Origin of the sequence: Micromonospora sp. NPDC053740, from assembly GCF_040677775.1 — a bacterium.
GTDB classification, from domain to species: Bacteria; Actinomycetota; Actinomycetes; order Mycobacteriales; family Micromonosporaceae; genus Micromonospora; species Micromonospora alfalfae.
On sequence record NZ_JBFASO010000004.1, the window covers coordinates 1 to 26,476 of the forward strand.

Annotated in this window: 25 protein-coding genes and 1 pseudogene; 7 read left to right on the forward strand and 19 right to left on the reverse strand. The window is 71.4% G+C overall.

Annotated elements, in window-relative coordinates; translation table 11 throughout:
- Positions 1 to 323 (reverse strand): annotated as a pseudogene (locus tag AB0K35_RS12725) (hypothetical protein); the annotation flags it as partial.
- Between the two features lie 788 nt (positions 324 to 1,111).
- Here AB0K35_RS12725 and AB0K35_RS12730 point away from each other — a divergent pair.
- Positions 1,112 to 1,453, forward strand: a complete 342-nt coding sequence (locus AB0K35_RS12730; RefSeq protein WP_124770765.1) for a hypothetical protein — start codon at positions 1,112 to 1,114, stop codon at positions 1,451 to 1,453.
- The gene (locus AB0K35_RS12735) at positions 1,450 to 2,109 is read left to right on the forward strand and encodes a nucleotidyl transferase AbiEii/AbiGii toxin family protein (protein WP_145788333.1); all 660 of its coding nucleotides are present in this window, start codon (positions 1,450 to 1,452) and stop codon (positions 2,107 to 2,109) included. The genes AB0K35_RS12730 and AB0K35_RS12735 overlap by 4 nt, the downstream gene beginning before the upstream one ends.
- Positions 2,110 to 2,281: 172 nt before the next feature.
- Here AB0K35_RS12735 and AB0K35_RS12740 read toward each other — a convergent pair whose 3' ends face one another.
- A complete protein-coding gene (locus AB0K35_RS12740; RefSeq protein ID WP_238672194.1) occupies positions 2,282 to 3,184 on the reverse strand; it encodes an SDR family oxidoreductase in 903 nt (300 codons plus the stop codon).
- Positions 3,185 to 3,371: 187 nt separating this feature from the next.
- On the opposite strand from AB0K35_RS12740, the gene AB0K35_RS12745 reads away from it, so the two are divergent.
- Complete coding sequence (locus tag AB0K35_RS12745) at positions 3,372 to 5,162, forward strand: 5'-nucleotidase C-terminal domain-containing protein (protein WP_238672195.1); 1,791 nt, start codon at positions 3,372 to 3,374, stop codon at positions 5,160 to 5,162.
- A 57-nt stretch (positions 5,163 to 5,219) separates the two neighbouring features.
- Here the strand turns inward: AB0K35_RS12745 and AB0K35_RS12750 are convergent, their stop codons facing one another.
- Together AB0K35_RS12750 and AB0K35_RS12755 are read right to left on the reverse strand one after the other, a co-directional pair.
- A complete protein-coding gene (locus tag AB0K35_RS12750; protein ID WP_238672196.1) occupies positions 5,220 to 5,393 on the reverse strand; it encodes a hypothetical protein in 174 nt (57 codons plus the stop codon).
- Positions 5,394 to 5,477: 84 nt separating this feature from the next.
- Positions 5,478 to 6,638, reverse strand: coding sequence for a geranylgeranyl reductase family protein (locus AB0K35_RS12755; protein ID WP_238672197.1), 1,161 nt, complete (start codon positions 6,636 to 6,638; stop codon positions 5,478 to 5,480).
- Between the two features lie 148 nt (positions 6,639 to 6,786).
- Between AB0K35_RS12755 and AB0K35_RS12760 the strand changes: the two genes are divergently transcribed.
- Both AB0K35_RS12760 and AB0K35_RS12765 read left to right on the forward strand, forming a co-directional pair.
- Positions 6,787 to 7,023: a hypothetical protein gene (locus tag AB0K35_RS12760; RefSeq protein WP_363885291.1), complete on the forward strand. Its 237-nt coding sequence runs from the start codon at positions 6,787 to 6,789 to the stop codon at positions 7,021 to 7,023.
- Positions 7,024 to 7,108: 85 nt separating this feature from the next.
- The gene (locus tag AB0K35_RS12765; protein WP_363885293.1) at positions 7,109 to 8,548 is read left to right on the forward strand and encodes an MFS transporter; all 1,440 of its coding nucleotides are present in this window, start codon (positions 7,109 to 7,111) and stop codon (positions 8,546 to 8,548) included.
- A gap of 641 nt (positions 8,549 to 9,189) precedes the next feature.
- On the opposite strand, the gene AB0K35_RS12770 is transcribed toward AB0K35_RS12765, so the two are convergent.
- The 4 genes from AB0K35_RS12770 to AB0K35_RS12785 form a co-directional block, all read right to left on the reverse strand.
- Positions 9,190 to 9,747: a hypothetical protein gene (locus AB0K35_RS12770; RefSeq protein ID WP_363885295.1), complete on the reverse strand. Its 558-nt coding sequence runs from the start codon at positions 9,745 to 9,747 to the stop codon at positions 9,190 to 9,192.
- A 965-nt stretch (positions 9,748 to 10,712) separates the two neighbouring features.
- Complete coding sequence (locus AB0K35_RS12775; RefSeq protein ID WP_238672044.1) at positions 10,713 to 11,342, reverse strand: hypothetical protein; 630 nt, start codon at positions 11,340 to 11,342, stop codon at positions 10,713 to 10,715.
- 14 nt (positions 11,343 to 11,356) lie between these two features.
- Complete coding sequence (locus AB0K35_RS12780) at positions 11,357 to 13,135, reverse strand: DUF4012 domain-containing protein (RefSeq protein ID WP_363885297.1); 1,779 nt, start codon at positions 13,133 to 13,135, stop codon at positions 11,357 to 11,359.
- A 103-nt stretch (positions 13,136 to 13,238) separates the two neighbouring features.
- Positions 13,239 to 14,486, reverse strand: a complete 1,248-nt coding sequence (locus AB0K35_RS12785) for a glycosyltransferase family 4 protein (RefSeq protein WP_238672042.1) — start codon at positions 14,484 to 14,486, stop codon at positions 13,239 to 13,241.
- 168 nt (positions 14,487 to 14,654) lie between these two features.
- Between AB0K35_RS12785 and AB0K35_RS12790 the strand changes: the two genes are divergently transcribed.
- On the forward strand, positions 14,655 to 15,209 hold the full coding sequence (locus tag AB0K35_RS12790) for a low molecular weight phosphatase family protein (RefSeq protein ID WP_363885299.1): 555 nt from the start codon (positions 14,655 to 14,657) through the stop codon (positions 15,207 to 15,209).
- Here the strand turns inward: AB0K35_RS12790 and AB0K35_RS12795 are convergent.
- On the reverse strand, positions 15,190 to 16,653 hold the full coding sequence (locus tag AB0K35_RS12795; RefSeq protein WP_238672040.1) for a polysaccharide biosynthesis tyrosine autokinase: 1,464 nt from the start codon (positions 16,651 to 16,653) through the stop codon (positions 15,190 to 15,192). The two genes, AB0K35_RS12790 and AB0K35_RS12795, sit on opposite strands and share 20 nt — an antisense overlap.
- A 380-nt stretch (positions 16,654 to 17,033) precedes the next feature.
- Here AB0K35_RS12795 and nhaA point away from each other — a divergent pair, with 380 nt between their 5' ends.
- Positions 17,034 to 18,365, forward strand: a complete 1,332-nt coding sequence (gene nhaA / locus AB0K35_RS12800; protein WP_363885705.1) for a Na+/H+ antiporter NhaA — start codon at positions 17,034 to 17,036, stop codon at positions 18,363 to 18,365.
- A 103-nt stretch (positions 18,366 to 18,468) separates the two neighbouring features.
- Here nhaA and AB0K35_RS12805 read toward each other — a convergent pair whose 3' ends face one another.
- The 10 genes from AB0K35_RS12805 to AB0K35_RS12850 all read right to left on the reverse strand — a co-directional run bounded on the left by AB0K35_RS12805 (position 18,469) and on the right by AB0K35_RS12850 (position 26,222).
- Positions 18,469 to 18,666 carry a hypothetical protein gene (locus tag AB0K35_RS12805; protein WP_238672039.1) on the reverse strand — a complete coding sequence of 66 codons (198 nt, stop codon included), beginning with the start codon at positions 18,664 to 18,666 and terminating at the stop codon, positions 18,469 to 18,471.
- Between the two features lie 4 nt (positions 18,667 to 18,670).
- Complete coding sequence (locus AB0K35_RS12810) at positions 18,671 to 18,994, reverse strand: hypothetical protein (RefSeq protein WP_238672038.1); 324 nt, start codon at positions 18,992 to 18,994, stop codon at positions 18,671 to 18,673.
- Positions 18,991 to 19,353: a DUF1622 domain-containing protein gene (locus AB0K35_RS12815; protein ID WP_238672037.1), complete on the reverse strand. Its 363-nt coding sequence runs from the start codon at positions 19,351 to 19,353 to the stop codon at positions 18,991 to 18,993. The genes AB0K35_RS12810 and AB0K35_RS12815 overlap by 4 nt, the downstream gene beginning before the upstream one ends.
- 39 nt (positions 19,354 to 19,392) lie before the next feature.
- A complete protein-coding gene (locus AB0K35_RS12820) occupies positions 19,393 to 19,980 on the reverse strand; it encodes a TMEM165/GDT1 family protein (protein ID WP_124854391.1) in 588 nt (195 codons plus the stop codon).
- A 217-nt stretch (positions 19,981 to 20,197) separates the two neighbouring features.
- On the reverse strand, positions 20,198 to 21,163 hold the full coding sequence (gene egtD / locus AB0K35_RS12825; RefSeq protein ID WP_238672036.1) for an L-histidine N(alpha)-methyltransferase: 966 nt from the start codon (positions 21,161 to 21,163) through the stop codon (positions 20,198 to 20,200).
- Between the two features lie 20 nt (positions 21,164 to 21,183).
- Entirely contained in the window at positions 21,184 to 21,960 is a 777-nt protein-coding gene (gene egtC, locus AB0K35_RS12830; protein WP_357367255.1) for an ergothioneine biosynthesis protein EgtC, read from the reverse strand.
- 43 nt (positions 21,961 to 22,003) lie between these two features.
- Positions 22,004 to 23,341 (reverse strand): ergothioneine biosynthesis protein EgtB, encoded by a 1,338-nt coding sequence (gene egtB / locus AB0K35_RS12835; protein ID WP_363885707.1) that lies wholly within the window; start codon positions 23,339 to 23,341, stop codon positions 22,004 to 22,006.
- 20 nt (positions 23,342 to 23,361) lie between these two features.
- Positions 23,362 to 24,597 carry an ergothioneine biosynthesis glutamate--cysteine ligase EgtA gene (egtA, locus tag AB0K35_RS12840; RefSeq protein ID WP_238672033.1) on the reverse strand — a complete coding sequence of 412 codons (1,236 nt, stop codon included), beginning with the start codon at positions 24,595 to 24,597 and terminating at the stop codon, positions 23,362 to 23,364.
- A gap of 160 nt (positions 24,598 to 24,757) precedes the next feature.
- Positions 24,758 to 25,573 (reverse strand): hypothetical protein, encoded by an 816-nt coding sequence (locus AB0K35_RS12845; protein ID WP_238672032.1) that lies wholly within the window; start codon positions 25,571 to 25,573, stop codon positions 24,758 to 24,760.
- A gap of 16 nt (positions 25,574 to 25,589) precedes the next feature.
- On the reverse strand, positions 25,590 to 26,222 hold the full coding sequence (locus AB0K35_RS12850; RefSeq protein WP_238672031.1) for an RNA polymerase sigma factor: 633 nt from the start codon (positions 26,220 to 26,222) through the stop codon (positions 25,590 to 25,592).
- Positions 26,223 to 26,476 lie beyond the last annotated feature (254 nt).

A 26,476-nucleotide genomic window follows, 5' to 3' on the forward strand; every position in this document is an offset into this window, starting at 1 on the left:
TGGTCGTTCATGTCGCCGAGGTGGCCCAGGTTCTCCAGCTTCGACTCCTGCAGGCTCGTCGCGATCGAGATCACCGCAGCCCGCTCCGGCAGACCGGCCTTCTTCGTGGCGGCGATGATCGCCTTGACGTTGGCGGTCTGCTCGTCGTTGAGGGTGATGTGCGACTGGTCGCCCTGCGGCTTCGGGGCCGCCGACTGCACGGCCACCGCGACCGGCTTGGCATCCACCGGGTTGGCGTGGGCGGCGATCGGACCGGCGAAGACACCACCGGCGAACGCGAGACCAGCAACAGACAGCATGCTCTTACGGAAGATCGTGTTCATGAGGGGTAGCTCCTTCGGGGGTAGAACACCCCGACCACCACAAGGGGGACGGCGGCAGGGTGTGAGCACCTCGTCCGGCGCTGCACATACAAAGGGGAAAAGTCTTTGGGGGGTGACGCCCATCAGGGCGTCGGGTCGGCGACCTGCGAGCGGGGGGCTCGTGGCGCCGGGACCCTGTGTAACGACCGGGGGGCCGGGGTCATTCCGGGTTGGCCCACCCGTCGGCACCCTCATCAAGGCGGTGCCCGCTGGTCGTCGTGGGGACTGCAACGACCCGGGGGCCGGGACCATTCCCGAATGGCTCACCTGCCGGCACCCTCATCGAGGCGGTGCCCGTCGGTCGTTCGTGGGGACTGCAACGACCGGAGGGGGTCTGGCATTTCCGACCTGCGCGACCAGCCCTCAGGGGTCCGGGCGGCGGGTCGGTGGTACTGCGATCGTCAGGGTATGTAACGACCCCGCCCCGGCCATGATTCCGACCCACGAGTGCATCCGGTCACCACCCAGAAACCCCCGGTCACGGACAAACCACCCACCCAGCGCCGCGTCCAAGGCGTCGAATCGACCCTCACCCGCGTGATCCACTCGGGTTCACGGAAGTCGGGGCATCCCGGACGGCCGGACACCCCGACATCATGAAACCCGAGTCGATCACGAACCGGCCGAGCGCACCACTACGCGCAAACCGGACAAAATTGGAGGCGATGAGGGTCGGGCCGGCGCGCCTGGAGGAGCGTGCTGGGATCGACCTGAGCGACACCGGGTCTGGTGGGCGTTACCCTGACACCATGCAGGCCGTCTCCCCCACCGCGACCGGCGTGGCCTTTCTCGCCCGCCCGGGTCGCCCCGCTGTGGTGGCGCGGACGCTCGCGGAGCTGGCCGGCCCTACCCGAGGTGTCGTGGAGCTGCCGGTACGGCTGATGTGGAACGCCGAGCGCACGTTCGACCTCGGCGACCCCGACCAGTTGCTCTGGATGTACGAGAACGTGCTTCGCGAGACCACTCGGGCCGAGGATCTGCGCGCCCTGATCAACGGGCGGACGCTGCGTCGGGTGTGGCGACTGCTCAACCTGCCTCGGGGCGTACGCCAGGCGTGGGAGAGCCGGCACCGCGGCCTGCGCGCGGCGTGATCGAACCTCATCTGCACGAGTTCTACCGGGAGGTGGCCCGGGTGGCGCTTGCCGCCGCCGGGCCGTACCGGTTCGTTCTGGGTGGTGGGGTGGCGTGGGCGGCGCACGGGCTGGTCGCCCGACCGACGGAGGACGTCGACCTCTTCGCGGACGTGGAGGGCGCCGCGGCGGCGGCGTCCGCCGGGGTGCGGGTGGCCCTGGAGCGGGCCGGGTTCATCGTCAGTGACGCCGACCCGGACAGTGAGCTGGCCGAGTTGTTCGACGGGTACGAGCAGGACATGAAGGACTTCGTGGTGAGCCGCGACGGACGGCAGATCCGGCTCAGCCTCGCCCGGTTGGACCGCCAGCAGAGTCCGGTGGTGATGGACCTCGGCCCGGTGATGGACGTTCGTGACCTGGTGGCGAACAAGATCGCGGCGTTGGTCAACCGGCGGGAGGTTCGCGACTTCATCGACGTGGCAGCGGCCCTCGACCACTACGACGTGACCGAGCTGTTGGTCCTGGCACGGCAGGTCGACCCCGCGCTGGACCCGGACGACGTGCGCGCCGCCGGCCGCTACCTGGACCGGCTCTCCGACCAGCGTTTCGGCCGGTACGGCCTGGGCGCCGCCGACGTCGCCGAGATCCGGCAACGCTTCGCCGCCTGGCCACGCTGACCGCCGAGCCACGCGAACAAGCCACACCAACAAGGGACCGCGCGAACAAGGGACCGCGCGAACAAGGGACCGCGCGAACAAGGGACCGCGCGAGCAGGCCACAGCGACAAGCCGCATGAGCACGGCGGACCGCCGGGCGGGCGCCCCGGGCGGACGCCCACCCGACGGCGGGTCACTTGGTCGGTCGACCGCCCGTGACCCCCAGGATCTCGCCCGTCACGTAGCTGGATTCCTGCGAGGCGAAGAAGACGTACGCGGGCGCCAGCTCCGCCGGCTGCCCGGGACGCCCCTCCGGGGTGTCGGTGCCGAACTGCTTCACCTTCTCCTCCGGCATGGTGGCCGGGATCAGCGGCGTCCACACCGGCCCCGGCGCGACGGCGTTGACCCGGATGCCCTGCTCGGCCAGGTCGGCGGCGAGGGCCTTGGTGAAGTTGGCGATCCCCGCCTTGGTGGTGGCGTAGTCCAGCAACTGCGGCGACGGGTCGAACGCCTGGATCGACGACGTGTTGATGATCGCCGACCCCTCGGCCAGGTGCGGAATGGCGGCCTTGCAGAGCCAGAACATCGCGTACAGGTTGGTCTTGAACACCCGGTCGAGCTGCTCGGTGCTGATGCCGAGGATCCCCTTGTCCTGCGACATCTGGTACGCCGCGTTGTTGACCAGGATGTCGAGTCCGCCCAGGTCGCGTACCGCCCGGTCGACCAGTTCCTGGCAGTGCGCCTCGTCGGTGATGTCACCGCGTACCGCGACGCCCCGCCGGCCGGCGGCCTCGACCAGCCGGATGGTCTCCCGGGCGTCGGCGTCCTCCTCCTCACCGAGGTAGGAGATGAGCACGTCCGCGCCCTCCCGGGCGAAGGCGATCGCGACCGCCCGGCCGATCCCCGAGTCACCGCCGGTGATCAGCGCCCGCTTGCCGTCGAGCTTGCCGCTGCCCCGGTACGACTCCTCCCCGTGGTCCGGCTTCGGGGTCATCTCCCCGGTCGAGCCGGGCGCTGACTGCTGCTGTGCGGGTTGGCCGGACTGCTGGCCGTACTGGCTGGTCGGGTCCTGCTGGGTGTGCTGATCCTCGCTCACTGAGAACTCTCCTTGCTGCGCGCGGGAAGCGGCGCTCTCCCACGAATACCGTCCCTGACCGCCCTACCCCGCGTCGGCCTGCGGAAACCGCTGCAACGATCGGGGCTGCCGTGGCGGTAGTGCCGGGTGCTGGTTATGGTGCGCAAGGCGCTCACGAGGCGCATCCACCCCCATGGAAAGGCACGCCATGACCTCTTCCTCCGGCCCGTCGCGCCGCCAAGTGCTCGTCGCCGCGGCGGCCGCGGCGACGACCCCGCTGATCGCCGCCGCGCCCGCGCAGGCGGCCGGCCCGGCCCGGCCGCGCACCTGGGACCTCACCCTCCTGGGCACGTCGGACACGCACGGCAACGTCTACAACTGGGACTACTACCGCGACGCCGAGTACGACGACAGCAAGCAGAACGACATCGGCGTCGCGAAGCTGGCGACTCTGATCAACCAGATCCGTCGGGAACGGCGCGGCAAGGCGACGCTGGTGCTCGACGCCGGCGACACGATCCAGGGCACGCCGCTGGCCACGTACTACGCCAAGCAGGAGCCGATCACCGCCACCGGGGAGAAGCACCCGATGGCACGGGCCATGAACGTCATCGACTACGACGCGGTGACCCTGGGCAACCATGAGTTCAACTACGGCCTGCCGTTGCTGGACCTGTGGATCCGTCAGCTCGGCTTCCCGGCGCTCGCCGCGAACGCGGTCAACGCGAAGACCGGCAAGCCGGCCTTCCTGCCGTACGTCATCAAGAAGGTCTCCCTCGGTTTCGCCGCGCCGACCCTGCGGGTCGGCATCCTGGGGTTGACCAACCCCGGTGTGGCCATCTGGGACAAGGGCAACGTCGAGGGCAAGCTGCGCTTCGACGACATGATCGCGACCGCCGCGAAGTGGGTGCCGATCATGCGGGCCCGCGGTGCGGACCTCGTGCTGATCTCGGCGCACGGCGGTGACAGCGGCACCTCCAGCTACGGCCCGGAGCTGCCGAACGAGAACCCGGTGGCGCTGATCGCCCAGCAGGTGCCCGGGATCGACGCGATCCTTTTCGGTCACGCGCACAACGAGGTGGTCGAGCGGTTCGTCACCAACGAGCGCACCGGCACGCAGGTGCTGCTCTCCGAGCCGTCGAAGTGGGGCCAGCGGCTCACCCGGATGGACTTCACCCTCACCCGTGAGCGTGGCCGGTGGACGATCACCAAGAAGGCCGCCACCATGCTGAACACCAACACTGTGGTCGAGGACCCGAAGGTGCTCGCGGCCGTGCGGGCCCAGCACCAGAAGACCATCGCGTACGTCAACCAGGTGGTCGCGCAGTCCACCGTGGAGTTGTCGGCGGCGGAGTCGCGGTACAAGGACACGCCGATCCTGGACTTCATCAACCACGTGCAGACCGAGGTGGTCGGCGCGGCGCTGGCGGGCACGGCGTACGCGGACCTGCCGGTGCTGTCGATCGCGGCGCCGTTCAGCCGGACCGCCGTCTTCCCGGCCGGCGATGTGAAGATCCGCGACGTGGCCGGCCTGTACGTGTACGACAACACCCTCGAGGCGGTAGTCCTCAACGGGGCCGAGGTGCGCGCGTATCTGGAGTACTCGGCGAAGTACTTCCGTACGTTCGCGCCGGGCGCCCCGGTCGACCCGGAGCAGATCAGTGACCCGGCCGTGCCGGATTACAACTACGACGTCTTCTCCGGCCTGGACTACGACATCGACATCTCCAAGCCGGTCGGGCAGCGGATCACCCGCCTGGTGCTGGCCGGCACCGACACCCCGGTGGCGGACAACGCCCAGTTCGTGGTGGCGGTGAACAACTACCGACGCAGCGGCGGCGGCAACTTCCCCGGCATCGTGAAGACCCAGGTCTACAACGCGCAGCAGGAGATCCGTCAGCTGCTCATCGACTGGGCGCAGGCCAGGGGAACGATCGACCCGGCCGACTTCTTCCAGCCCAACTGGCGTCTGGTACGCGAGGGCGTGCCCGTCTTCTGACGGCAGCGCATCACGAACGGGCCGTGGGTGGCGACACCCGCGGCCCGTCGCGCGTTCTCAGCCCTGCACGTTCCAGCGGATCGGGTCGTCGGACTCCTCCGGCCGATCGCGCCCGGGATCGGTCTCGGTCAGGGCCACCCGCTCGTCGGGTCGGACGGCGGGCGGCAACTCCCCGAACCGCGTGTGACGCAGAAACGCGTACTCGTCGTCGGTGAACGGCTGCTCGGTCATCAGCGCCTCCTCCTGCTCCGCTGTGATTGTCTGCCGTTCACGGCGGTCGGCACCAGTAGCCGGGCGCACACCCCGTAAGGCGTCCTAGGATCCTGGGTGAGCGGTGGTGGCCTGGCGCGATGGATGAGACACCCGGTCGAGCACCGCGAGGGCCGCCCGGATCGGGCGGCGGCGCAGCATCTCGTCGAAGCTCGCCCGCCCCTGGCAGAACTGCACGAACATCCGCCAGCCCGGCGGAGTCGCCAACAGGGCGTGGAACACGTCCGGGCGACGGGTGAACACGTCGAGCAGCCGGAACCCCGCCCGCATCTCCGGCAGCAGACGCTCAGCCACCGCCCGCTCATACCCGGCCAGGTCACCGCCAGCGACCGCAGCCCCGGCCAACTCGCCGGAGCGCAACGCGAAGCTGATGCCCTCCCGGCTCCACGGCTCCAGCAACCCCGCCGCATCCCCCACGACCAGCACCCGGCCGTTGCGCAACGGTGAATCCTCCGCCCGACAACGAGTCAGGTGACCGGAGTCGTGCTCCGCCGGCAACCCGGCCAGACCCAACCGGTCGACGAACCGCCGCAGGTAGTCGCGGGTCCCCTCCCCCGCCCCCCGCCCGGCGATCACACCGACGGTCAGCCGGTCACCCTTGGGAAAGACCCAGGCGTACGAACCCGGCATGGCACCCCAGTCCAACAGCAGCCGGCCCCGCCACCGCTCCTGCTCGACGGGCGGCACCGGAATCTCCAACTCCAGACCCAGATCCACCTGCCGGTACCGGACCCCGACGTGCCGGCCGGTCACCCCGGACGAGCCGTCCGCCCCGATCACGGCACGAGCCGCGATCGTCGTACCGTCGGCCAGCCGCAGGCGTACCCCCTCGGGGTCCTGCTCGATCGCGCGGACCGCGACCCGCTCCCGCAGCTGTGCGCCCGCGGCCACCGCCGCCGCGCGCAGCCGGTCGTCGAACTCCTCGCGGCGCACCATCGTCACCACCGGACTGCCGTTGCGGCGGGTGAACTCCCGACGGCCGTCGCGGGTGAACGTCACCCGGTCCACCCGGTCGTGCGCGGGCACCTCGATCCGATCCTGAACGGCCGCCAGCGAGGTGCCGATCAGGCCACCACCGCAGGTCTTGTACCGCGGGTGCACGGCTCGCTCGACGACAAGTGTGGAGACGCCAGCACTGGCAGCGGCGTGCGCCGCGGACAGCCCCGCGGGGCCAGCGCCGACGACGACGAGATCCCAAACGATCACGGAAGCAGCCTAGGGCACCTCCCCGGCCCGACCGCCGGACCCGCCCGCCGCCGTGACCGCCCGATCGGGTGTGCATCTTCGGGCACCGAGGGGGTAACCGGCGCACGGCAACCGCCACCGCAGTGGCGGACGAGCACAAGGAGGAACCATGCAGCAGGTGCAACTGTCGGAGGCCGAGCAACGGGTGTACCAGGCGGTCACCACCCTTGAGGCACGCGGGCAGGTGCCCTACCCGGACCTGATCGCCGAGGAATCCGGGCTCACCCAGGAGCAGGTGGGCAGCCCCCTGCACCTGCTCACGGAGAAGGGCCTGCTGCACCGCGAGGACTCACCGATGGCAGGCCTCGACTTCGGTGCCCGGTTCTGCGCCCGCCAGATGGCGTGACCCGCGGAACCAACCGGCACGGTTCGCCCCCCGAAGACCCGGGTAGCGGTCAATCATGCATGACCGAGGGTCGACGGGGGGCGCGATGAGCGCGGCGCAGACGCCGCAGCCGGTGACAGCGGCCGAGAACCGACGACGCTGGCAGGCAGTCGGCGTCGGACTCGTCGCCGCCTTCATGACGCTGCTCGACGTGAGCATCGTCAACGTGGCCGTACCCTCCATCGACCGGGCGCTGCACGCGTCACCGAGCGACCTGCAGTGGATCCTCTCCGGGTACGCGCTCACCTTCGGCCTGGCGCTGGTCCCCGCCGGCCGCTTCGGCGACGCCCGCGGTCGACGCAACGCGTTCGTCTTCGGCATCGCGCTGTTCACCATCACCAGCGCCCTCGCCGGCCTCGCCACCTCCCCGACCTGGCTCGTCATCGCCCGACTGCTCCAAGGCGCCGCCGCCGGCGTCGTCAACCCCCAGGTCATCGGGCTGATCCAGCAACTGTTCCGCGGGCCCGAACGCGCCCGCCCGTTCGGGCTGCTCGGCGCCACCATCGGCATCTCCACCGCCGTCGGACCGCTGCTCGGCGGACTGCTCATCGCCGTCGGCGGCGACGAACACGGCTGGCGCTGGGTCTTCTTCGTCAACGTGCCGGTCGGCGTCCTCGCGGTGATCCTCGGCTGGCGGCTGCTACCCGGCCGCCCCACCGGACAACCCGGCTGGCGTCGACTCGACCCGTTCGGCGTCCTACTGCTCGGCGTCGGTGTGGTCCTGGTCCTGCTGCCACTGGTGCAGGAACAGCAGTGGCGGACCCCCTGGAAGTGGGCGCTCATCCCGGCCGGCCTGGCCGTGCTGGTCGCCTTCGGGCTCTGGGAACGACGGTACGCACGCCACCACCAACCCCTGTTCGACCTCCGGCTGTTCAGCTTCCAGTCGTACACGCTGGGCTCGATCCTCGCGCTCGTCTACTTCGGCGGCTTCACCGCGATCTTCTTCATCTTCACCCTGTTCCTGCAGATGGGGCTCGGCTACAGCGCCCTCGTCGCCGGCCTGGCCATCACCCCCTTCGCCCTGGGCTCGGCGGCCGCCGCCGTACTCGGTGGCCGCATCGTCAACCGCTTCGGCCGACCACTCGTGGCCATCGGACTGCTCACCGTCGTGGTCGGACTGGCAGCCACCGTTATCGCACTACGGCTCTTCCCGGACGCCCCAGCGCCCTGGGTCACCGCCGGCCCCCTGCTCGTCGCCGGCATCGGCAGCGGACTGGTGATCGCCCCCAACCAGACGATCACCCTCTCCGAGGTGCCTGTCGATCAGGCGGGCAGCGGCGCCGGCATGCTCCAGACCGGCCAGCGGATCGGCGCCGCCGCCGGCATCGCCGCCGTCGGCTCGCTGTTCTTCTCCACGCTGGCCGACAGCCACGGCGACTGGACCAACGCCTTCGAACAGTCCCTCATGCTCGCCACCGGCATCATCGTGCTCGCGTTGATCGCCGCGCTGATCGATATCTGGCGCACCCACAACCACAAGAACTGACCGGGGTACGCCGCTGGCCGGCACCACGGATCTGGGTGCCGGCCAGCGGTCGGTGCCGTGCGGTGCGTCCTGCCGTGCGGTGGCCTTGCCGTGCGGTGCGTCCTGCCGTGCGGTGGCCTTGCCGTGCGGTGCGTCCTGCCGTGCGGTGGCCTTGCCGTGCGGTGGCCTTGCCGTGCTGTAGTGCTGGTGTGCGTGTACTGCGGGTGGTGCGGGTCAGCCGTTCCAGTGCTGGGTGACGAGGTCGGTGGCCTGCTGCTCCCACTGAGCGGCGTTCCCCGGCCTGTGCCCGCGCCCCGCGCCATCGGCCGGTGTCCGCGGCCCTCGACCTGCGCCTCTAGGGCGGCGGGTCAACTGACGCACCGATGATTCCTCGTCCCGTCCACGGAGATCTTGGACAGTTTCCGTTCGCACGGAACGGAAACTGTCCAAGATCTCGGGCAGATGCGGGTTGGATGACTCGATCCACATCCCCGGAGGGCGCTGGCACCGGGACCTCTAGTTCCGCGACCGGCGGGCAGCGTCCGGCCACAACAGAAAGGCCGCTGGCCGGCACCCGGGGTTACGGGTGCCGGCCAGCGGTTGGTGTCGTGCGGTGGTGCTGTTGTGCGTGGTGTTGCGTGCTTGTCCTGCGGTGGTGCGGGTCAGCTGTTCCAGTGCTGGCCGACGAGGTCGGTGGCCTGCTGCTCCCACTGGGCGTAGGCGTCCGGGTAGGCCGACACCTGGACGGTCTGCGCGGCGTCGGTCAGGGGCATGTCCTGCCACCCGTCGACCTGCTTCAAACCCTTGAGGAACGCCGTCGTGGAGTACTCAGGGTCGGTGATCTGCTCCGGGGTACCCCAACCACTGGACGGGCGCTGCTGGAACAGGCCCAGCGAGTCGTGGTCGTTCATGTCGCCCAGGTGGCCCAGGTTCTCCAGCTTCGACTCCTGCAGGCTCGTCGCGATCGAGATCACCGCAGCCCGCTCCGGCAGACCCGCCTTCTTCGTCGCGGCGATGATCGCCTTCACATTCGCAGTCTGCTCATCGTTCAGGCTGATGTGCGACTGGTCGCCCTGCGGCTTCGGCGCCGACTGCACGGCCACGGCGGCGGGCTTGGCATCCACCGGGTTGGCGTGGGCGGCGATCGGGCCGGCGAAGACACCACCGGCGAACGCGAGACCGGCAACGGACAGCATGCTCTTACGGAAGATCGTGTTCATGAGGGGTAGCTCCTTCGGGGGTAGAACACCCAACCACCACAAGGGGGACGGCGGCGGGGTGTGAGCACCTCGTCCGGCGCTGCACATGCAAGGGGAAAAGTCTGGGGGGTGACGCCATCTGGGCGTCGGGTCGGCGACCTGCGAGCGGGGGGCTCGTGGCGCCGGGACCCTGTGTAACGACCGGGGGGCCGGGGTCATTCCGGGGGTGGCCCACCGCCGGCGCCCTCATCGTGGCGGTGCCCGGTGGTCGTTCGTGGGGACTGTAACGACCGGGTGGCGGCTGGCATTCCAGCCTGCGTGACCAGCCCTCAGGGTCGGGCGGCGGGTCGGTGGTACTGCGATCGTCAGGGTATGTAACGACCCCGGCCCCGCCACGATTCCGGCCCACGAGTGCACCCGGCCACACCCCACAAACACCCACCGCCGGACAAACGAACCATCCAGCGCCGCGTCCAAGGCGTCGAATCGACCCTCACCCGCGTGATCCACTCGGGTTCACGGAAGTCGGGGCATCCCGGACGGCCGGACAGCCCGACATCATGAAACCCGAGTCGATCATGAATGGGTCGACCGCGCAAAGGCCGCAAGACACACCGAAGCCGCACGCCGAGGCCGCAGATGGGCAGCTGGCGGACACACGGGCTGGGCAGCGCCTCAGCGTGACCGTGTTGAAGGCCGTTCGCCGGTGTTACCCACCCCGCCTGGGAAGAGACTGTCGCCGGTGACGGGTGCGGGCCGGCTGACCCTCGACGCGGCAGCGCTGGACGTTGGGCGTACCGCTCGACGTTGACACCGGCGGGCATGCCGTACCGCTCGGTGTCGACGTTGACACCGGCGGGCATGGCCGGACCGACGACGGCCGGGGACGGCGCTGGCGGGCGTCCATCCGAACAGGCTGGCGCCCGTCGGAGTGTTCCGACGGGCGCCAGCTTGAGTGCTGTCCGGGCGCGGCCCGGTGGTGTGGATTAGTGCGCCGCACCACCGAAGCGCTGGCGACGACGCCAGGCCAGGGTCAGCAGCAGCATCACCGCTCCGGCGCCGACCAGGCCGCCACCGAGCTTCATGGGCGTGCCGAGGCTGTCACCCGTGACGGGCAGCGGCTGCTTCTTGTGCAGCACCCGCAGCTCGGTGGTGGCGGTACGGCCGGACTCCCGGCCCGTGGCGGTGAAGGTCAGCAGACCCGTCACCGACGGCTTGTAGCTCTTGGTGAAGCGACCCTGGGCGTTGGTGTACGCCGTGAAGTGCAGGGGCGCGCTCGCCTGGTAGGCCACCGGAGCCATTGCCACGGTGCTGCCGTCGCTGCGGCGAGCCGGAGCCGCGCCGCCGGCCGGAGCGGCCTGCGGAGTGACAGTCACGTTGATGTCGACGGTCTCGTTCGGACCGAAGTTGGTGCCGGTGAGCACTACCGTTTCGCCGAGGTAGATCGTCGGCCGGTTGACGGTCAGCGACGCGGCGGTCGGCGGGTACGGCGGCGGTTGCGGCGGGTCGGTCGTCGCGGTGGGCTGCGGCTGCGGCTGTGCCGCCCCCGCTGCCGTCGGCACGGCCACCACGGCCAGGCCGACCGTGAGCGCCATGATGATGCGGGATAGCCGCATGATTTGGTTCCCTCCTACTGATCACAGCTTGGTGCGGAATGAACTTGGGTGGTCCAGGGGCTGGCGGTGGGGGTCAGCCACAGCTCGGCCTGCCCAACGCCGGTCTTGGCCGTCAGCAGGGTGACCTCCAGTGCCCGCTCGGCGCCGGGGCCGACATCGACGCTGGCCGTCGCCACCTGACGGCGGCGTTCGGTGCCGCTGCCAAGTGCCGTCTCGACCCCGTCCAGCCGGGCCTCCAGCACCGCGCCGCCCGCCGGGCTGAAGATCGACACCAACGTGCGGGCGGTGTACGGATCGCCAGCCAGGCCCAGGCCGAGCACGGATTTGCTAAGTCCGGACTTCGGCGCCGTTGAGCGCAGGGTCACCCGTAGCCGGAGCTCACGGCGGCCGTCCGACCGGCACTCGCCGACCGTCAGGTTCGCCGTCGGCCGCAGGTAGTAGCCGAGCTTCGCGCCGCTGCCGTCGTTGAGGAACACGCCGACGGTCGGCACGGTGTCCTGTTCCGGAAGCGTCCCGGCCATCCGGCTCTCGCCGAATGTCCGCTGTTCCTCAGGTCGGGCACTCCAGAACAATATCCGGCGTTCGGTGATAGCACGGTCAAATGCGGACAACAACACCCGTGGGTTGACATTCTTCTTGAAAAAGGCGTCGAACACCGCGGACGCCGACGCCGCGAAGAACTCGTCCTGCTGTTTGACGTCGAGACTCTGGTAGCTGTCGTTGAGCAGGGTCTGCACTACCTTCTCGCTGGCGAGCGGGACACCGCCGGGCACCAGCACCGGACCGGTCGCCTTGAGCAGATAGGACAGCACCACCGGATCAACGGCGAGCACGCCGTCGACAGTGGTGCCGGTCTTGCGCCGGAACATCTCGCGGTACAGCGTGGCGGCGGTCGGGAAGTGCGGGGACAGGTTGACGTCGGCGGGATAGATGCCGGGCAGGTCCGTCCAGAGCGCCCGGGTCTCGGCAGGCACCTTCAGCGCCGGGGTGAACTGACCGAGCGAGGACGTGCTGCCCTGCTTGCCCATCTTCACCTTGCCGTTCTCCGCCTCGATCATCGCGTACGCGCCGAACATGCCGCCGGTGGCGCGCAACTCGGCGAGGTTCTGCGAGACGAGCAGGTAGCGGCGTGGGCCGTTCGCGCCGAGCAGCGGCGGGAGGAGGCGGGCACCCTGGTCGGCGGCCGTGGTGAGGCTGGCGAGGCGGTCGATCTCGTCGCGCAGGTCGCTCAGCGCCTGCCGGATCTGACTGACCAGACTGTCGGCCGGCACCGCCGCCAGGTTCTGGCGGGTACGTTGCACCGACTCGTGCACCCCGGACAGCTCCGTGGAGACGGCGGCGAGCCGGGCGAGGTCCACGCGGCCGCCGGTCGGCACCAGGCTGGCCAGGTCCGTCCGGAGCAGGGTCGGGAACGCGTGCCGGGCCAGTTCGTCGATGGCGACCGCGATCTGCGCGACGGCGTCGAGGTCGTCGCCGGCGATCGGCGTACGCCGTCCGAGCTCCCAGCTCGGGTCTGCCGTTGCCGTACGAGCCGCGCCGGCCTGCTCCTGAAGGGCGGCGAGCGTCCGCAGGGCGCGGTCGGTGTCCCCACCGACGATCTGGGCGCTCAACTCTCGGGCCAGGCCGGCGGCGTTGAGCAGGTGGGTGCGCGCCTGCCAGCCGCGGAAGCCGATCCACCCGCCGGTCGCCAGCAGCAGCGAGCCAACCACGAGGGCGCCGAGGAGGGCCCGTCGCAGTCGGGCCCGCCGACGACGCCGGCACCGGCTCCGTCGCCGGATCGGACGTTCGCTCACCGTCACACCACACTCCCATTCGCGGAACCGGACAGAAGGTCGATTCCCTGACGTTCTTAGCACGCCTGAGGGAAGTTCGTACCGTTATTGCAATTGTCGTCCCTTAAGCGAGCTTTCTTCGTGGTTCAGCGGCGGGCTCTGCGACCCGTCCGGCGGCCTCGTGCAACAGCCGTTCGATCTGGTCCACGCCCGCGGGCAGCGACATCTCGCGCAGGTACGCGGCCCTCCCCCGGCGACCCATCTCGGTGCGGGTCGGCGGCGGAATGGTGGCTGCCAACCAGAACCTGTCGGCCAACGCCGCCCAGTCCTCCGGCGGGCAGGACAACCCAGCCCGAGCCCGTTCGACCAACTCGGCCGTGTCCCCACCGGCGGAGGCGATGACCGGCGCGGCGCAGGAGAGCGCGGCCTGGAGTTTGCCGGGCACAGTGCCGCGCAGCTCAGGAAGGTCGCGCAACATGACCAGCTGGTAGTCGGCGGCGGCGTACAGCTCGGGCATGTCGACCGGCGACCGCCGCTCCAGGAAACGGACGTTCTCCGCCCCCAGCTCCGCGGCGAGCCCCCGCACCCGCCGCTCCGCCGCGCCGGAACCGACCAGAACCAGATCCATCGTCCGGTCCAGTGCCGCGGCCGCACGGACCGCGGTCTCCAGTCCTTGGCGCGCCCCTATGGTCCCGGCGTGCATCACCACGCACCGACCGTCACGACGGACCAGCTGGCGGGCCGCCGCGCCGGGTGTCGCCGGATGGAAGATCCGCTCATCGGTCCAGTTCAGCACCAGTCGGACCCGGGCCGGGTCGGCGCCGGCGGCGACCACCAGGTCCTTCATCGACGGCGCCGCGACCGCGATTCGCGCGGCGCTCCGGTAGATCCGGGTCATCGTGCCGCGCATCCGCGCCGCCCAGCGGCCCTCGCTCCCCTCGTCCGCGCCGTCGCGGGTCCAGACGTCCTGCACGTGCAGCACCGCCGGCACCCGCCCGAGCAACCGGAGCACCCCGGCGGCGGCGAACGTCGTCGCCGGCAGTTGAAAGACGTAGAGCGCATCCACGTCTCCCAGGAACCGGCGTGCGACCAGCCCCGCGCTGCCGGCGAAGGAGAGGTAGCTGGCCATCCGGCCGCCGACGGACGCGGCACCCCCGGGGTACCGGGGCACCCGTCGGACGCTCAGCCGTTGGCTGTGCGTCTCGTGGTGCCACCGCTGCCGCCAGCCGGGATAGACGTGGCCACCGGGGTAGTCCGGGAAGCCGGTGAGGACACGCACCTCGTGCCCACGCGCGGCCAGCTCCTCGGCGAGGCTCCCCGGGATGAACGCCGGCTCGGGCGGAAAGTGGTACGACAGGATGCCGATCTTCACCGGCGCGCCTCCGTCCCACAGGGATCGCCGGCGACCGGCGCGGCACCACGACCGGCCGGCGTGCGGCGCGCGTACGATGCCGACAACCCCTCCCCGCGCGACCTCCGGCGTCGACGCACCGCCCCCGCGGTGCGAGCGCCGGTGTCCGTACCGATGAGAGGGGCACCGATGGCTGATCGCGTGTTGTTCGTCTGCCACGCCAACCTGTGCCGGTCAGCGATGGCCGAGTACCTGGCCCGCCGGCTGCTGGCGGACCGACCCGTCGAGGTGGCCAGCGCCGGCACCGACGCGATCGACGGGCTGGCCATGCACCCGTACGCCATGGAGGTCGCGACCGAGATCGGTGCGGACCCGGCGGCGTTCCGGACCAGGGGGCTGCGCCCCGAGCATCTGGTCGACGCGACGCTCGTGCTGACCGCGACCCGACGCCAACGCTCGATCTGTACCTCGTTGGCGCCAGGAGCGCTGCACCGCACGTTCACACTGCGCCAGTTCGGCCGGCTGGCCGCGGCGGCCGAGCCGCCCGCCGACTCGGCCGACGACCCGCTGCGGGCGGCGATCGCCGCCGCCGCCCAGGCCCGGGGACGGCTGCAACCCGCAGCCCCGGACGAGGACGACCTTCGGGACCCGATCGGCGGTACCGCGGCCGACTTCCGACGCTGCGCCGAGGAGATCGAACGGTCGCTGCGACCCCTCGCCGCGCTCATCGGGGCAGCCGGGTGAGTTCCTGGGTGTGGTCGGGGACGCCGTTGACCCCGTCGGCTGTCGCGCTGTGCCGGCCGGACGCCGCCCGGTCGGCGGGCACCGACGCCTCGGCAGTCGAGGCCACCACCCGGTAGGCCTCGTACTGGTACGCCTCGGCCTTGGCGACCTTGGCCATGTTCAACACACAGCCGAGCAGCCGGACCGAGACCGAGTGCAGTGACCGGGCCGCCGCAGCGACCTGGGTGCGCGAGGTACGGCCCTGCTGGGTCACCAGCAGCGCGCCGTCGGCCTGCACGGCCACCACCACGCCGTCGGTCACCGCGAGCAGCGGCGCGGTGTCGATGATCACGATGTCCGCCGACTCGCGCAGCGCCAGCAGCAGGTCCGACATGGCCTTGGAGCCGAGCAGCTCACTCGGGTTCGGCGGGGCCGACCCGCTGGGCAGCACCAGCAGCGACTTGTCGCCCCAGCGTTGCACGACGTCGCCCACCTTCACGTCGCCGACCAGCACGTCGGTGAGGCCGACGCCGGCGTCCAGGCCCAGGTAGTCGTCGACCTTCGGGCGGCGCAGATCGGCGTCGACGAGCAGCACCCGCCAGCCCGCCTCGGCCAGGGCGATGGCCAGGTTGCAGGAGAGGGTGGTCTTGCCCTCGCCCTGCAGGGCGCTGGTCACCGCGATGACCCGGGCAGGCTCGTGGACGTCCACGAAGCGCAGGTTGGTCCGCAGCTTGCGGACCGCCTCGGCGCGCGCCGAGGTCGCGGCGTCGCCCACGATGAGCGGGGCGCTGCGGGCGTTGGCCTCGAACGGAATCTCACCGAGCAGCGGGCTGCCGGTGGCGCGTTGCAGGCCGGCGGCGTCGCGCAGTCGGACGTCGGCGACGCCGCGCAGGATCGCCAGACCGATGCCCAGGATCAGGCCGACCAGGCCACCGAGGGTGAGGTTGCGGACCGGCTGCGGCGAGACCGGGTTGGCGCTGACCCGCGGGCCACTGACCACCTCGATCTTGATGGGCGCCTTGCCCTCCGGCGTCGTCTCCACCTTCTGTACGAGTTCGACGAACTTGTTGGCGAGGCTCTCCGTCACGCGCAACGCGCGGGTCTGGTCGGTGTCGGTGACCGATGCCCGCAGCAGAACGGTGCCGGTCTCGGTGGAGGTGCTCACCCGGCGCTGCACCTCGTCCGCGGTGAGGCCGACCGGAGTTTCGGCCACCACACTCTGCGCCAGCCGGTCGCTGCTGAGCAGGTCGGCGTACGACTTGACGCGCTGCTGGAGGAAGAGCCCGCCCTGGTAGGCGTCGGTGACGCCGGTGTTGGGGGTGGTGACGAAGAAGGTCACCGAGGCGACGTATCGAGGTTGGGCCCGTACGGTCAGGAACGCCGAGACGCCGAGAGCCACCATGACCGTGACCAGCGCGACCCACCAGTGCCGACGCACGTGGCGCAATTGGCGGAGCAGGTCCATCAGGAGCGCCCCCGTGCCGGTCCGGTTACGGCAAAGAACTTCACGAAAACCCCCAAGGTCGTCTCTAAACTCGTGAAACCATTAAAGCGGCTCATACGGCTTATGTCCGGAGTTACCTATATTCCGGGTGCGAGATGTGCGCCCGCATGACCAACCCGACAAACGTCCATTCGGCAGCGGCGACAACTGGGAAAAGTCGAAGCCGCGATCGAACGGCGTCCGATCGGCCCAGCGGTCGCCGCCGGCCGCACCGCCGGATAGGGTCGACAGCGGTGTGCCGGGAAGTCTGGTCGGCGAGTGGATTCCTGCCGTCCCGACTCCTGTAGGTGAGCCCGAAGTTGACCTCCCCCACCCCGCCGACAGGCCAGCGTCCGCCGAAGATGCGGCTGTTCTCCCGATCGTCCTGGCCGCAGGCCCGGCACCTGGCCGAGGTGCTGCGCACCGAGACCGTCGGTGGCGCGCTGCTGCTGTCAGGCGCTCTGATCGCGCTGATCTGGGCCAACTCCCCGTGGTCCGACTCGTACACCCGGCTGGGCGACGTCGTGCCCTGGCCCGGCGCGCCCTGGCACCTCGACCTGAATCTGGCCACCTGGGCGGCCGACGGCCTGCTGGCCATCTTCTTCTTCGTGGTGGGCCTGGAGCTCAAACGGGAGTTCGTCGCCGGTGACCTGCGCGACCCGCGCCGAGCCGCGCTGCCGATGGCGGCCGCGCTCGGCGGGATGCTGCTGCCGGCGCTGATCTACGTGGCGGTGGTGCTGAGCGGGGGCGGGGAGGGCCTGCGCGGTTGGGCCATTCCGACAGCCACCGACATCGCATTCGCGCTCGCCGTACTCGCGGTGGTCAGCTCACATCTGCCCCAGGGCCTGCGCGCATTCCTGCTCACCCTCGCGGTGGTCGACGACCTGTTCGCGATCATCATCATCGCGATCTTCTACACCGCCGGCTTCCATCCCGTTCCGCTGCTCGCCGCGTTCGCGGCGATCGGGCTCTTCGCGGCGCTGGTGCAGCGAGGGCGTACCTGGTGGTGGGCGCTGATCCCCCTCGCAATCGCCGCCTGGACACTGATGCACGCCTCGGGCGTGCACGCCACGGTCGCCGGGGTCCTGCTCGGCTTCACGGTCCCGGTGCTCGCCCGTCGACGGGCGGGCGGCGACCAGCCGACCACCGGGAACGACCAGGCGGGCACCGCGGAGGCGGGCGAGGGTGGGCTCGCCGCCCGCCTGGAGCACCGCTGGCGGCCGGTGTCGGCCGGCTTCGCGGTGCCGATCTTCGCCTTCTTCGCCGCCGGGGTCACACTGCGCGGCACCGACCTGGGCGCCCTGCTACGCGACCCGATCGTGATCGCCATCGTCGCCGGTCTGGTGTTCGGCAAGAGCATCGGCATCTTCGGCTCGACGTACCTGCTGGCCCGGTTCACCCGCGCCGAACTGGACGAGGACATCACCTGGGTCGACCTGCTCGGCATCGCCCTGCTGGCCGGCGTCGGCTTCACCGTCTCGCTGCTCATCGGCGACCTGGCCTTCGGGGCGGGCAGCACCGCTGGCGAACGGGTCAAGGCGGCAGTGCTGCTCGGCTCGGTGATCTCCGCCGGGCTGGCCGCCACGGTGCTCGTCCGCCGCAACGCGGCGTACCGGAGAGTGGCAGAGCGGGAGCGGCTGGACGCCGACGGGGACGGCGTACCCGACGTCTACCAGCACCCCGACGCCCGCTGACCGCATCGGCGCGATTCAGCGAACGCGAAGCGCCAAGGGGCGGCGCGGCGAGCGCGTCTTCGCCGCCGTGCCGCGCCGCCGCACCAACCGCGCGGGCTGGCGCTCAGCGGCGACGGTCGGCGGGCGGCAGGTCCTCGGTCTCCTCGACCAGCGCCTCGGCCGTCGGCCCGGTGAGGTCGTCGCCCGGCACCGCCACCGCCTCGACGCGATCCTGCTCGTCGGGCTTCCCGCCGGGCGGCGGCTCCGGGGCGGTGGCGCCGCCGGCGTAGCCGTACTCGTTCGGTTCGTCGTGCCGGCTCATGTGGTCATCCTCCCGCTTTTCCCGTTTCACCTGTCGAGGCCAACGGTAGGTGGTGATCGTCCTCCGCGCAGGGCGCCGGGGATTGTCGGCCGGACCATGGGGGTCGGCGGCTGAGCGCCGCCCCGAGCAGCTGACGCAGGGCGATGATCGCCACCGCGCCGGCCAGGCCGTTCCACCCCGGCTCGCCGGCGAGGTGCAGCAGGCCGGCCGCGGTGAGCAGGTCCAGCACCACCCGGACGCCGCGGCGAAGCGCCCCGGTGGTGAGCGTGGTGAGAACCCCGGCGACCAGCGCCAGGGCGGTGACCGCCGTGACCAGGGTGCCCGTCACGGTCGACGCTCCCCCTCGGCCACCTGACGCTGCTCCTGACGGATCTCGCGGCCCAGAAAGTAGTTCAACGCCGTTCGGATCGTCGCGATGGCGGCCAGTTGGCCGATCTGCGTGAACGACGGGGACACCGCCGTGCGCAGCACGTCGGCCGCCAGCTGGAATTCCAGGCCCAGGGTCAGAAAGCGGCCCAGCGAGAGCCGGATCGGCGTGAAGCGGGCGGCGGTGCGGTGTCGCAGCCCTTCGACCACGAACCGCACCGCCGCCCACACCGCACCAACGAAGATCACCAGCGCGCCGGCCACCTCCACCACGGCAACCAGCACCTGGTCGCCCTGGCGCAACAACTCGGCCGGCTCCACCCCGGGCCGTTACCCGCCCTCCGGGCAGCTAGTCGGGGCTCAGGTCAGCTCGTTCACCGCTTCCAGGATCAGCCAGAGACCGGAGATGGCGAAGAGGATCGCGGCACCGTACTTGATGGTCTTCTCCGGCAGCCGCCGGCCGAGCATCCGGCCGACCAGGATGGCCAGCGCGTCGGCGGCCACCATGCCGATGGTGGAGCCGAGCCAGGTGCCGAACCAGCCGTACTTGGTGGCGAGCGTGATCGTGGCGAGCATCGTCTTGTCGCCCAGCTCGGCGAGGAAGAACGCCACGGACACCGCGACCAGCGCGGTCTTGTTGGTCTTCTCCGCCTTGCGTTTCTCCTCCTCGGTGAGCTTGTCCCCGCGCAACGTCCACGCACCGAACCCGAGGAACGCCACGCCGGCAACCAGGGAGATCCACTCGGTCGGCAGGACCGCCCCGAGACTCGCGCCGATGGCGACCGACGCCAGGTGCACCACGGCTGTGGCGACCGTGATGCCGATCAGCACCGGAATCGGTTTGAAGCGCGTGGCGAAGGTCAGCGCCATCAGCTGGGACTTGTCCCCCAGCTCGGCGACGAAGATGACGCCGAAGCTGACTACCAGCGCGGCGAAAAATCCCTCCATGACATCCTTCCCGTTCACGCCGGGAGGAGGTACAGGGGCGCCCTCGACCCGGCTGCAACAGCCTGAGTCGAAGGTCTCGCCCGCCCCGAGAAAACCGGGGCCGCGTGGCCGGATGCGGAACGCACCAGTATGTCGACCACGACATTGGGGGCTACTCCCCTTCGCGTGATCAGCCTATCGGATCACCGCCCGGCCCGACCGCGCCGGGTGAACAGGCTCACCGCGCCCGCGCCAACGTGACACCGAAGAGCGCGTCCGGGTCGGTCCAGAACTCCGTCGCGGCGAAGCCGGCAGTGGCCAGCTCCGCGGCGACCCCCTCCCGGCGGAACTTCGCCGAGACCTCGGTACGCAGCTCCTCCCCCGCCGCGAAATCGACAGTCAGCCCCAGCACCCGCACGCTCATCGGCCGGGTCGCCCGCAACCGCATCTCGATCCACTCGTGGTCGGGATCCCACACGGCGACGTGCTCGAACGCGGCCGGGTCGAAATCGGCGCCCAACTCCCGATTGATCACGTGCAGCACGTTGCGGTTGAACTCGGCGGTGACCCCGGCGGCGTCGTCGTAGGCCGGCACTATCACCGACGGGTCCTTCACCAGGTCCGTGCCGAGCAACAACCAGTCGCCGACCTCCAACGCGGCGCGCATCGCCGTCAGGAACTCGGCCCGCTCGGCGGGCAACAGGTTGCCGATGGTGCCACCGAGGAACACCACCAACCGCCGACCGCCGGTGGGAAGCCGGTCCAGTTGCCTGGTGAAGTCCCCCACGATGCCCCGCACCCGCAGGCCGGGATAGTCGGCCGCGATCTGGGCGGTGGACCCGCGCAGCGCACTGACCGACACGTCGAGGGGGACGAACGTACCCAGCCCACCTCGGCGGGTGAAGGCGTCCAGCAGCAGCCGGGTCTTCTCCGACGAGCCGGAGCCCAACTCGATGAGCGTCTTGGCCCCGGTCAGCGCCGCGATGTCGGGAGCGTGCGCGGCCAGCACGGCCCGCTCGGCCCGGGTCGGGTAGTACTCGGGCAGTCGGGTGATCTCCTCGAAGAGTTCGCTGCCCCGAGCGTCGTAGAACCACTTCGGCGGCAGCCACTTGCGGCCGGCGCTCAGCCCGGCCCGGACGTCGTCGCGCAGGCCACGCTCCAGGTCACCCTCTTCGAGGTAGATCTCCAGGGGTTCCGCGGTCATCGGTTCGCTCCTCTGTTCGCTCAACCGTTGCGTGCCTGCCCGGCGCGGCTCACCGGGATCGGCAGTGGACGTACCCGCACCTCACCCGCTGTGGCGACGACTAGGTGCCCCTCCGGCACCGACCGCCACCCGGGATCGTCGTCGTGTGGCTCGGAGGCGAGCAGCACCGAACCCGGCGTCTCGCGGACCGACAACGCGTGCCCCGCCACGCTCGCCACCACCCGGTGCCCGTCGGTGAGCAGCAGGTTGAGCCGCGACCCTGGGGCTGCGGCGGCGACATCGGTCACCGTCCGCCCGACCGCCTCGACCGGGTCGGCACCAGCGCGCAACCGATGCCGCACCAGCGCCCAGAGCAGCGCCGAGTCGGTGGAGGCGTCCAGAGTGAGCAGGTCACGCACCGGCAGACCGGCGGCGAGCGGCACCACGGCGTCCGGCCAGCCGCGGACCACACCGTTGTGGCTGAACAGCCACCGCCCCTCGGCGAAGGGCGCCGCCGCGTTGTCGAGCACCGCCATCCCGACTGTGGCCGAGCGGACCGCCGCCACCACCGCCGCGCTGCTGGTGACCGCCGCCAGTTGGGCGATGGTCGGATCGCTCCAGATCGGCTGCGCCCGCCGGTACCGCACCGGCTCACCCTCCCCCGGATACCAGCCGACACCGAACCCGTCAGCGTTGATCGTGCCGCCGCCGCGCATGTCGCGAGGCGCCCAGGACTGCCGCACCAGCGAGTGCGGACTGTCGAACAACAGCTCGGCCAGGGTGACCGGCGGCCCCAGGTAGGCCAGGTGGCGACACATCAGCGCCCCCGGCCCGCCGCCGGGCCGCCGGTCGTGCGGCGACTCACCGGTACGTCTCGTCCGGTCGCGCGTCCCGGGCGCAGCGGAAACCGCTGAAGATCTGACGACGGATCGGATAGTCCCAGTTACGGAAGGTGCCCCGGCAGGCGGAGCGGTCGGTGCCGAACGAGCCACCGCGCAGCACCCGGTAGTCGCCGCCGAAGAAGACCTCCGAGTATTCGCGATAGGGGAACGCGGCGAACCCCGGATGCCCGTCGAACGCGGTCGAGGTCCACTCCCAGACGTCTCCGATGAGCTGGTGCACACCCAACGGCGACGCGCCGGCCGGATACGCGCCCACCGGCGCCGGTCGCAGATGGCGCTGGTCGAGGTTGGCGTGCGCCTCGGTCGGGTCGTCGTCCCCCCAGGGGTAACGACGCGACCGCCCGGTCGCCGGATCCCACCGGGCCGCCTTCTCCCACTCCGCCTCGGTCGGCAGCCGCTTGCCGGCCCACGCCGCGTACGCCTGCGCCTCGTACCAGCACACATGCACCACCGGCTCGTCGGCGCGCACCCGCGCCCACTGACCGAAGCGCCGATACGACCAGTCGTCGCCGTCGGGACGCCAGTGCATCGGGGCGCTCAGCTGCTCCCGAACCCGATGCTCCCAGCCGGCCGCGCTCCACCAGCGCTGCTCGGTGTAGCCGCCGTCGGCGATGAAGGCCGCGTACTGGCCGTTGGTCACGGGGGCGGCGTCGATGACGTACGCCGGGAGGTCGACCCGATGCGCCGGACGTTCGTTGTCCAACGCCCACGGATCGGTGTCGGTGCCCATGGTGAACTCGTCGGCCGGCACCAGCACCTCCGCGCCGACCCGTACCGACGGCTCGGGCGGCGCCGGGGCGTGCAGCACCGCCGGCCCCGAGCGCAGCTGGTGGGTGGCGAGCATTGTCTCGTCGTGCTGCTGCTCGTGCTGCACGATCATGCCGAAGGCGAACCCGTCGGCGACCAGCGGCCGCTCGGTGAAGGTCACCGCGTCGAGCAGGTCGTGCACCTTGTCCCGAACGGTGGCCAGGTAGGCGCGCGCCTCCGCGGGCGGCAACAGGGGCAGCGTGGGGCGGTCCCGGCGCGGCTGTTTGAACGCGTCGTACAGCTCGTCGATGTCACACCGGACCGGCTCCCGGCCCCCGACGTCCCGGACCAACCAGAGCTCCTCCTGGTTACCGACATGGGCGAGGTCCCAGACCAACGGCGACATCAGCGGTGAGTGCTGGCGGGTCAGGTCGGCGTCGTCGACCACCTCGGTCAGCAACGCGCTGCGGGCGCGGGCCCGGGCCAACTCCACAGCGATGTGGTCGCGCAACCGCTCGCCGTCGACGCGGCCCGCCGTCGAGGCTCGCAACACCGGCTCACTCCTCGCGCTCACTGGTCTCTCCTCTCTGCGGCGGCCCGCCGCTGGCGTATCCCTCGCCGGATCTCGTCGTGGGTGCTGGCCGGCAGCTCCAGTCGGGGCATGGTGCTCACTGCCAGGTCGAGCAGGGCCGCCGCGGCGGCGGCCAGCGGCGGATCGGCCAGGCCGTGCCGGGCGGCGGCCGACCAGCGGTGCGCCACCGGCGCGGCGATCGTGTACGCCTCGCGAACGGTGCCCGGGTCAGCGAACAAGGCGGTCACCACCGCCAGTGGCAGCCGCCAGCCACGATCGGGTTGGGCGTCCAGGTAGCGCAGCTCCAGGTAGCCGCGCGGCCGCACCGGCGGAAAGAGGGTGCTCACGTGGTAGTCGAGGTCATCGGCGGTGGGCGGTTGGGGCAGCGCGCCGTCGAGCCAGTCGGCGAACGTCACCCCGGGCGGCGCGGCCCAGTCGGCGCTGTGCCGGCGCAGACAGAGCAGCGGCGCGGCGAGCACGTAGCTGATCCAGGCGTCGGTCGGATCGTCCGCCGACCGGGAGGGCGACCAGACCGGGCGGGTCCGAGTCGGGTCGATGGCCAGCCAGGCGGCCATCCGGGCGGAGGCCCAACCGGTGCGCCGCCCGGCGTGTCGAGCGGCGGAGGCGAACGCCGCGAGCAGTGGGGGCCCGACCGCGTGGGCCGCGGCCCAGCGGTCAGCGACCTGGTCCGGCTCGCCGGCGTCGAGGCAGATCTGCAGGCCGGCGGTGCTGTACATCATCGTGCGGCCGGCCGGGCCGTGGCGGTCGAAGGCTCCGCGCATCGCGCGGTAACGGGGAGTTTCCACCACCGGGCGGGGCCGTCGGTGGGGGTCGATGCCGCTGCTGCCGAGGATCAGCCCGGCGGCGGCCAGCAGGTCGGTGACCTGGGCGATGTCGGCCTCGGTGGCGCGGATCAACGTGGCGACCGAGGGGCGGGGCGGGGTGGAGATCTCCAACTGGCCACCGGGCTCCAGGGTGACCATGCCGCCGTGTCGCAGCGGCTCGGCTGGGCTGGTGGCATCCAGCGTGGCGGGGCTGTGCCGCCCCAGCGCCGCCCGCAGCCTCGTCGCGTCGACGGGGCGGGCGGGATCGGCGGCGTCGTGCACGGTCCATTCCAGTTCGACGCCGGTGTGGGTGGGTGGGCCGGTCTTGAAGCAGATCCGGGCGAGGTGTCGGACTGCGGCTGCGGACTCGCGCAGGATGGCGCTGCGGTCCAGGTCGGATGACGTCACCAAGGGTCGGGCCCCCTCTCCGATGTGCCGGGTCCGGCACACTGTGCCACCGTAAACCCACCCACCGACACCGTCGGGGGGCGTGCACGGTGCCACCAACCTCTGTCTAACAGACGAATTTCCGAAGGAGGGCGGAACCAAACCGCTCCCAACCGCCAGCCGGTCAGCCGCCGGTGGGGTGGCCCGGTCGCGGCGGTGCCGGCGGGGCCTGCCCCGAAGGGGACAGCTTGCCCTTCGCCGGCGCGGAGGGCGTGACCTTCGCTGGCTCGGACGGCTTCGTCTCGGGTACCAGCCGCTGGCAGTACGCCTCGACCTTGGCGGGTCCGCCAGCGGCGGTCACCAGCTTCTGGAAGGCCGGCGTGCGCAGCGCCTTCTCCCGCTGCTCGGGCTTCTTCGCCCGCCACGCGCGGCACAGTCCGTGCATCTGGCCGACGGTGGTGGGACCGGTCGACGGTGTGGCGGTGACGGACGGCGGCGCGCCCGGCGACGCGACGTCAGGGCCCACCGACCGACCGGGCTCGGTCGACCGGGATGCGCCCTGGTGCGGCGAGGGTGACGGGCGCGACGGTGCCGGCGCGACCGGGTCTGGCTCGCGGTCCCGGGTGACCGCGGCGAAGGCGGCCCCCGCCGTGGCGGTAGCTGCCACCGCGCCGATCCAGGCCACCGCGCCGGTGGTCATCCGGCGACGGCGTGGCCGCTGCGGCACGGCCGGCGCCGGGTTGGCTCGGGCGTTCCGGAACGCGGCCACCGCGGCGTCCTCCCCGGCCAACTCACCCGGGCGGACGGGGCCGGCCGCCGCGGCGAGCAACGCGATCACCGGCTCGACCGGGGGCGCGTGCGAGGTCACCTCAGGTGAGTTCGCGTCCGCCTCCGTGGGCGGGGCGGAGGGGCCCTGATCCAGCGGGGCGTCCACCCAGGCAGGGGCCGAGTCGAGCAGCCGCTCGGTGTCGGCGTGGTCGGCCCGCCGGAACGGGTTCATCGGGAGTCCCCTCACGTCAGCCGTCCGCCGGTTCGACGTGCGACGCCCGCAGGGCGGGGCCACTCCCCGCACGCGGCGGTGGCACCCCCTCGACCCCGACCGAGGACCCGGCCGGGCTCTGCCGCTCGAGCAGGACCGCGAGCCGGCGTAGGCCACGGTGAGCGGCGGTCCGCACGGCGCCGGCCCGGCGGCCCAGCACCCGGCCGGCGGATCCCGCGTCCAGCCCGATCACGGCCCGCAGCAGGACCGCTTCGGCCTCCCGGGGCGGGAGGGTGGCGATCAGCGCGAGGGCGGTCTCGGTGCCGATCGTCTCGCTGGCTCGCTCGGCGGTGTCCGCGTCGCTGGCGAGCTCGACGAGCGCCTGCACCGGGACCGGGAGTGAGGGGCGACGGCGCATCCGGCGCAGGTGGTCCATCGCGCGGTTACGGGCGATGGTGACCGCCCACGCCCGGAACTCGCCCCCGGTGAAGCCGGGCAGGTCACGGGAGATCTGGAGCCAGGTCTCGGAGGCGACGTCCTCGGCGTCGGCCCCGACGAGCGCGGTCAGGTACCGCAGCAGCCCGGGCTGGAGGCTGCGGTAGAGAAAGCGGAACGCCTCCTCGTCCCCGGCCTGCGCGGCGGTCACCACCTCCGACAGGTCGGCGGTCATGCGCGGCCCACGCGTCGTTCGGGGCGGGTCGGCCCGACCAACCGGGCTGGCGCACGCCACGCGGCACGAGTCGTCCGCCCGATCAGCACCAGCACCGCACCGCCCTCCACCGCTTCAGATTGTGCCCGCGACCACGATTGTCGGGGCGGCGTGTCCGGGGCCAACGCCGGGGTGCTCGATTGGCGCGCTGCGCGCCGAGGTAGCCGGGAGGGCCCGAGCCGGGCTAACGCTAAGAGGGGGCTCACGAAGCGACA

Coding starts and splice junctions, on each gene's coding strand:
- AB0K35_RS12730 (WP_124770765.1), top strand. CDS start 1,112: ATGCAGGCCGTCTCCCCCACCGCGACCGGCGTGGCCTTTCTCGCCCGC.
- AB0K35_RS12745 (WP_238672195.1), top strand. CDS start 3,372: ATGACCTCTTCCTCCGGCCCGTCGCGCCGCCAAGTGCTCGTCGCCGCG.
- AB0K35_RS12750 (WP_238672196.1), bottom strand. CDS start 5,393: ATGACCGAGCAGCCGTTCACCGACGACGAGTACGCGTTTCTGCGTCAC.
- AB0K35_RS12760 (WP_363885291.1), top strand. CDS start 6,787: ATGCAGCAGGTGCAACTGTCGGAGGCCGAGCAACGGGTGTACCAGGCG.
- AB0K35_RS12765 (WP_363885293.1), top strand. CDS start 7,109: ATGAGCGCGGCGCAGACGCCGCAGCCGGTGACAGCGGCCGAGAACCGA.
- AB0K35_RS12770 (WP_363885295.1), bottom strand. CDS start 9,747: ATGAACACGATCTTCCGTAAGAGCATGCTGTCCGTTGCCGGTCTCGCG.
- AB0K35_RS12775 (WP_238672044.1), bottom strand. CDS start 11,342: ATGCGGCTATCCCGCATCATCATGGCGCTCACGGTCGGCCTGGCCGTG.
- AB0K35_RS12790 (WP_363885299.1), top strand. CDS start 14,655: ATGGCTGATCGCGTGTTGTTCGTCTGCCACGCCAACCTGTGCCGGTCA.
- AB0K35_RS12795 (WP_238672040.1), bottom strand. CDS start 16,653: ATGGACCTGCTCCGCCAATTGCGCCACGTGCGTCGGCACTGGTGGGTC.
- nhaA (WP_363885705.1), top strand. CDS start 17,034: ATGCGGCTGTTCTCCCGATCGTCCTGGCCGCAGGCCCGGCACCTGGCC.
- AB0K35_RS12805 (WP_238672039.1), bottom strand. CDS start 18,666: ATGAGCCGGCACGACGAACCGAACGAGTACGGCTACGCCGGCGGCGCC.
- AB0K35_RS12820 (WP_124854391.1), bottom strand. CDS start 19,980: ATGGAGGGATTTTTCGCCGCGCTGGTAGTCAGCTTCGGCGTCATCTTC.
- egtD (WP_238672036.1), bottom strand. CDS start 21,163: ATGACCGCGGAACCCCTGGAGATCTACCTCGAAGAGGGTGACCTGGAG.
- egtC (WP_357367255.1), bottom strand. CDS start 21,960: ATGTGTCGCCACCTGGCCTACCTGGGGCCGCCGGTCACCCTGGCCGAG.
- AB0K35_RS12845 (WP_238672032.1), bottom strand. CDS start 25,573: ATGAACCCGTTCCGGCGGGCCGACCACGCCGACACCGAGCGGCTGCTC.
- AB0K35_RS12850 (WP_238672031.1), bottom strand. CDS start 26,222: ATGACCGCCGACCTGTCGGAGGTGGTGACCGCCGCGCAGGCCGGGGAC.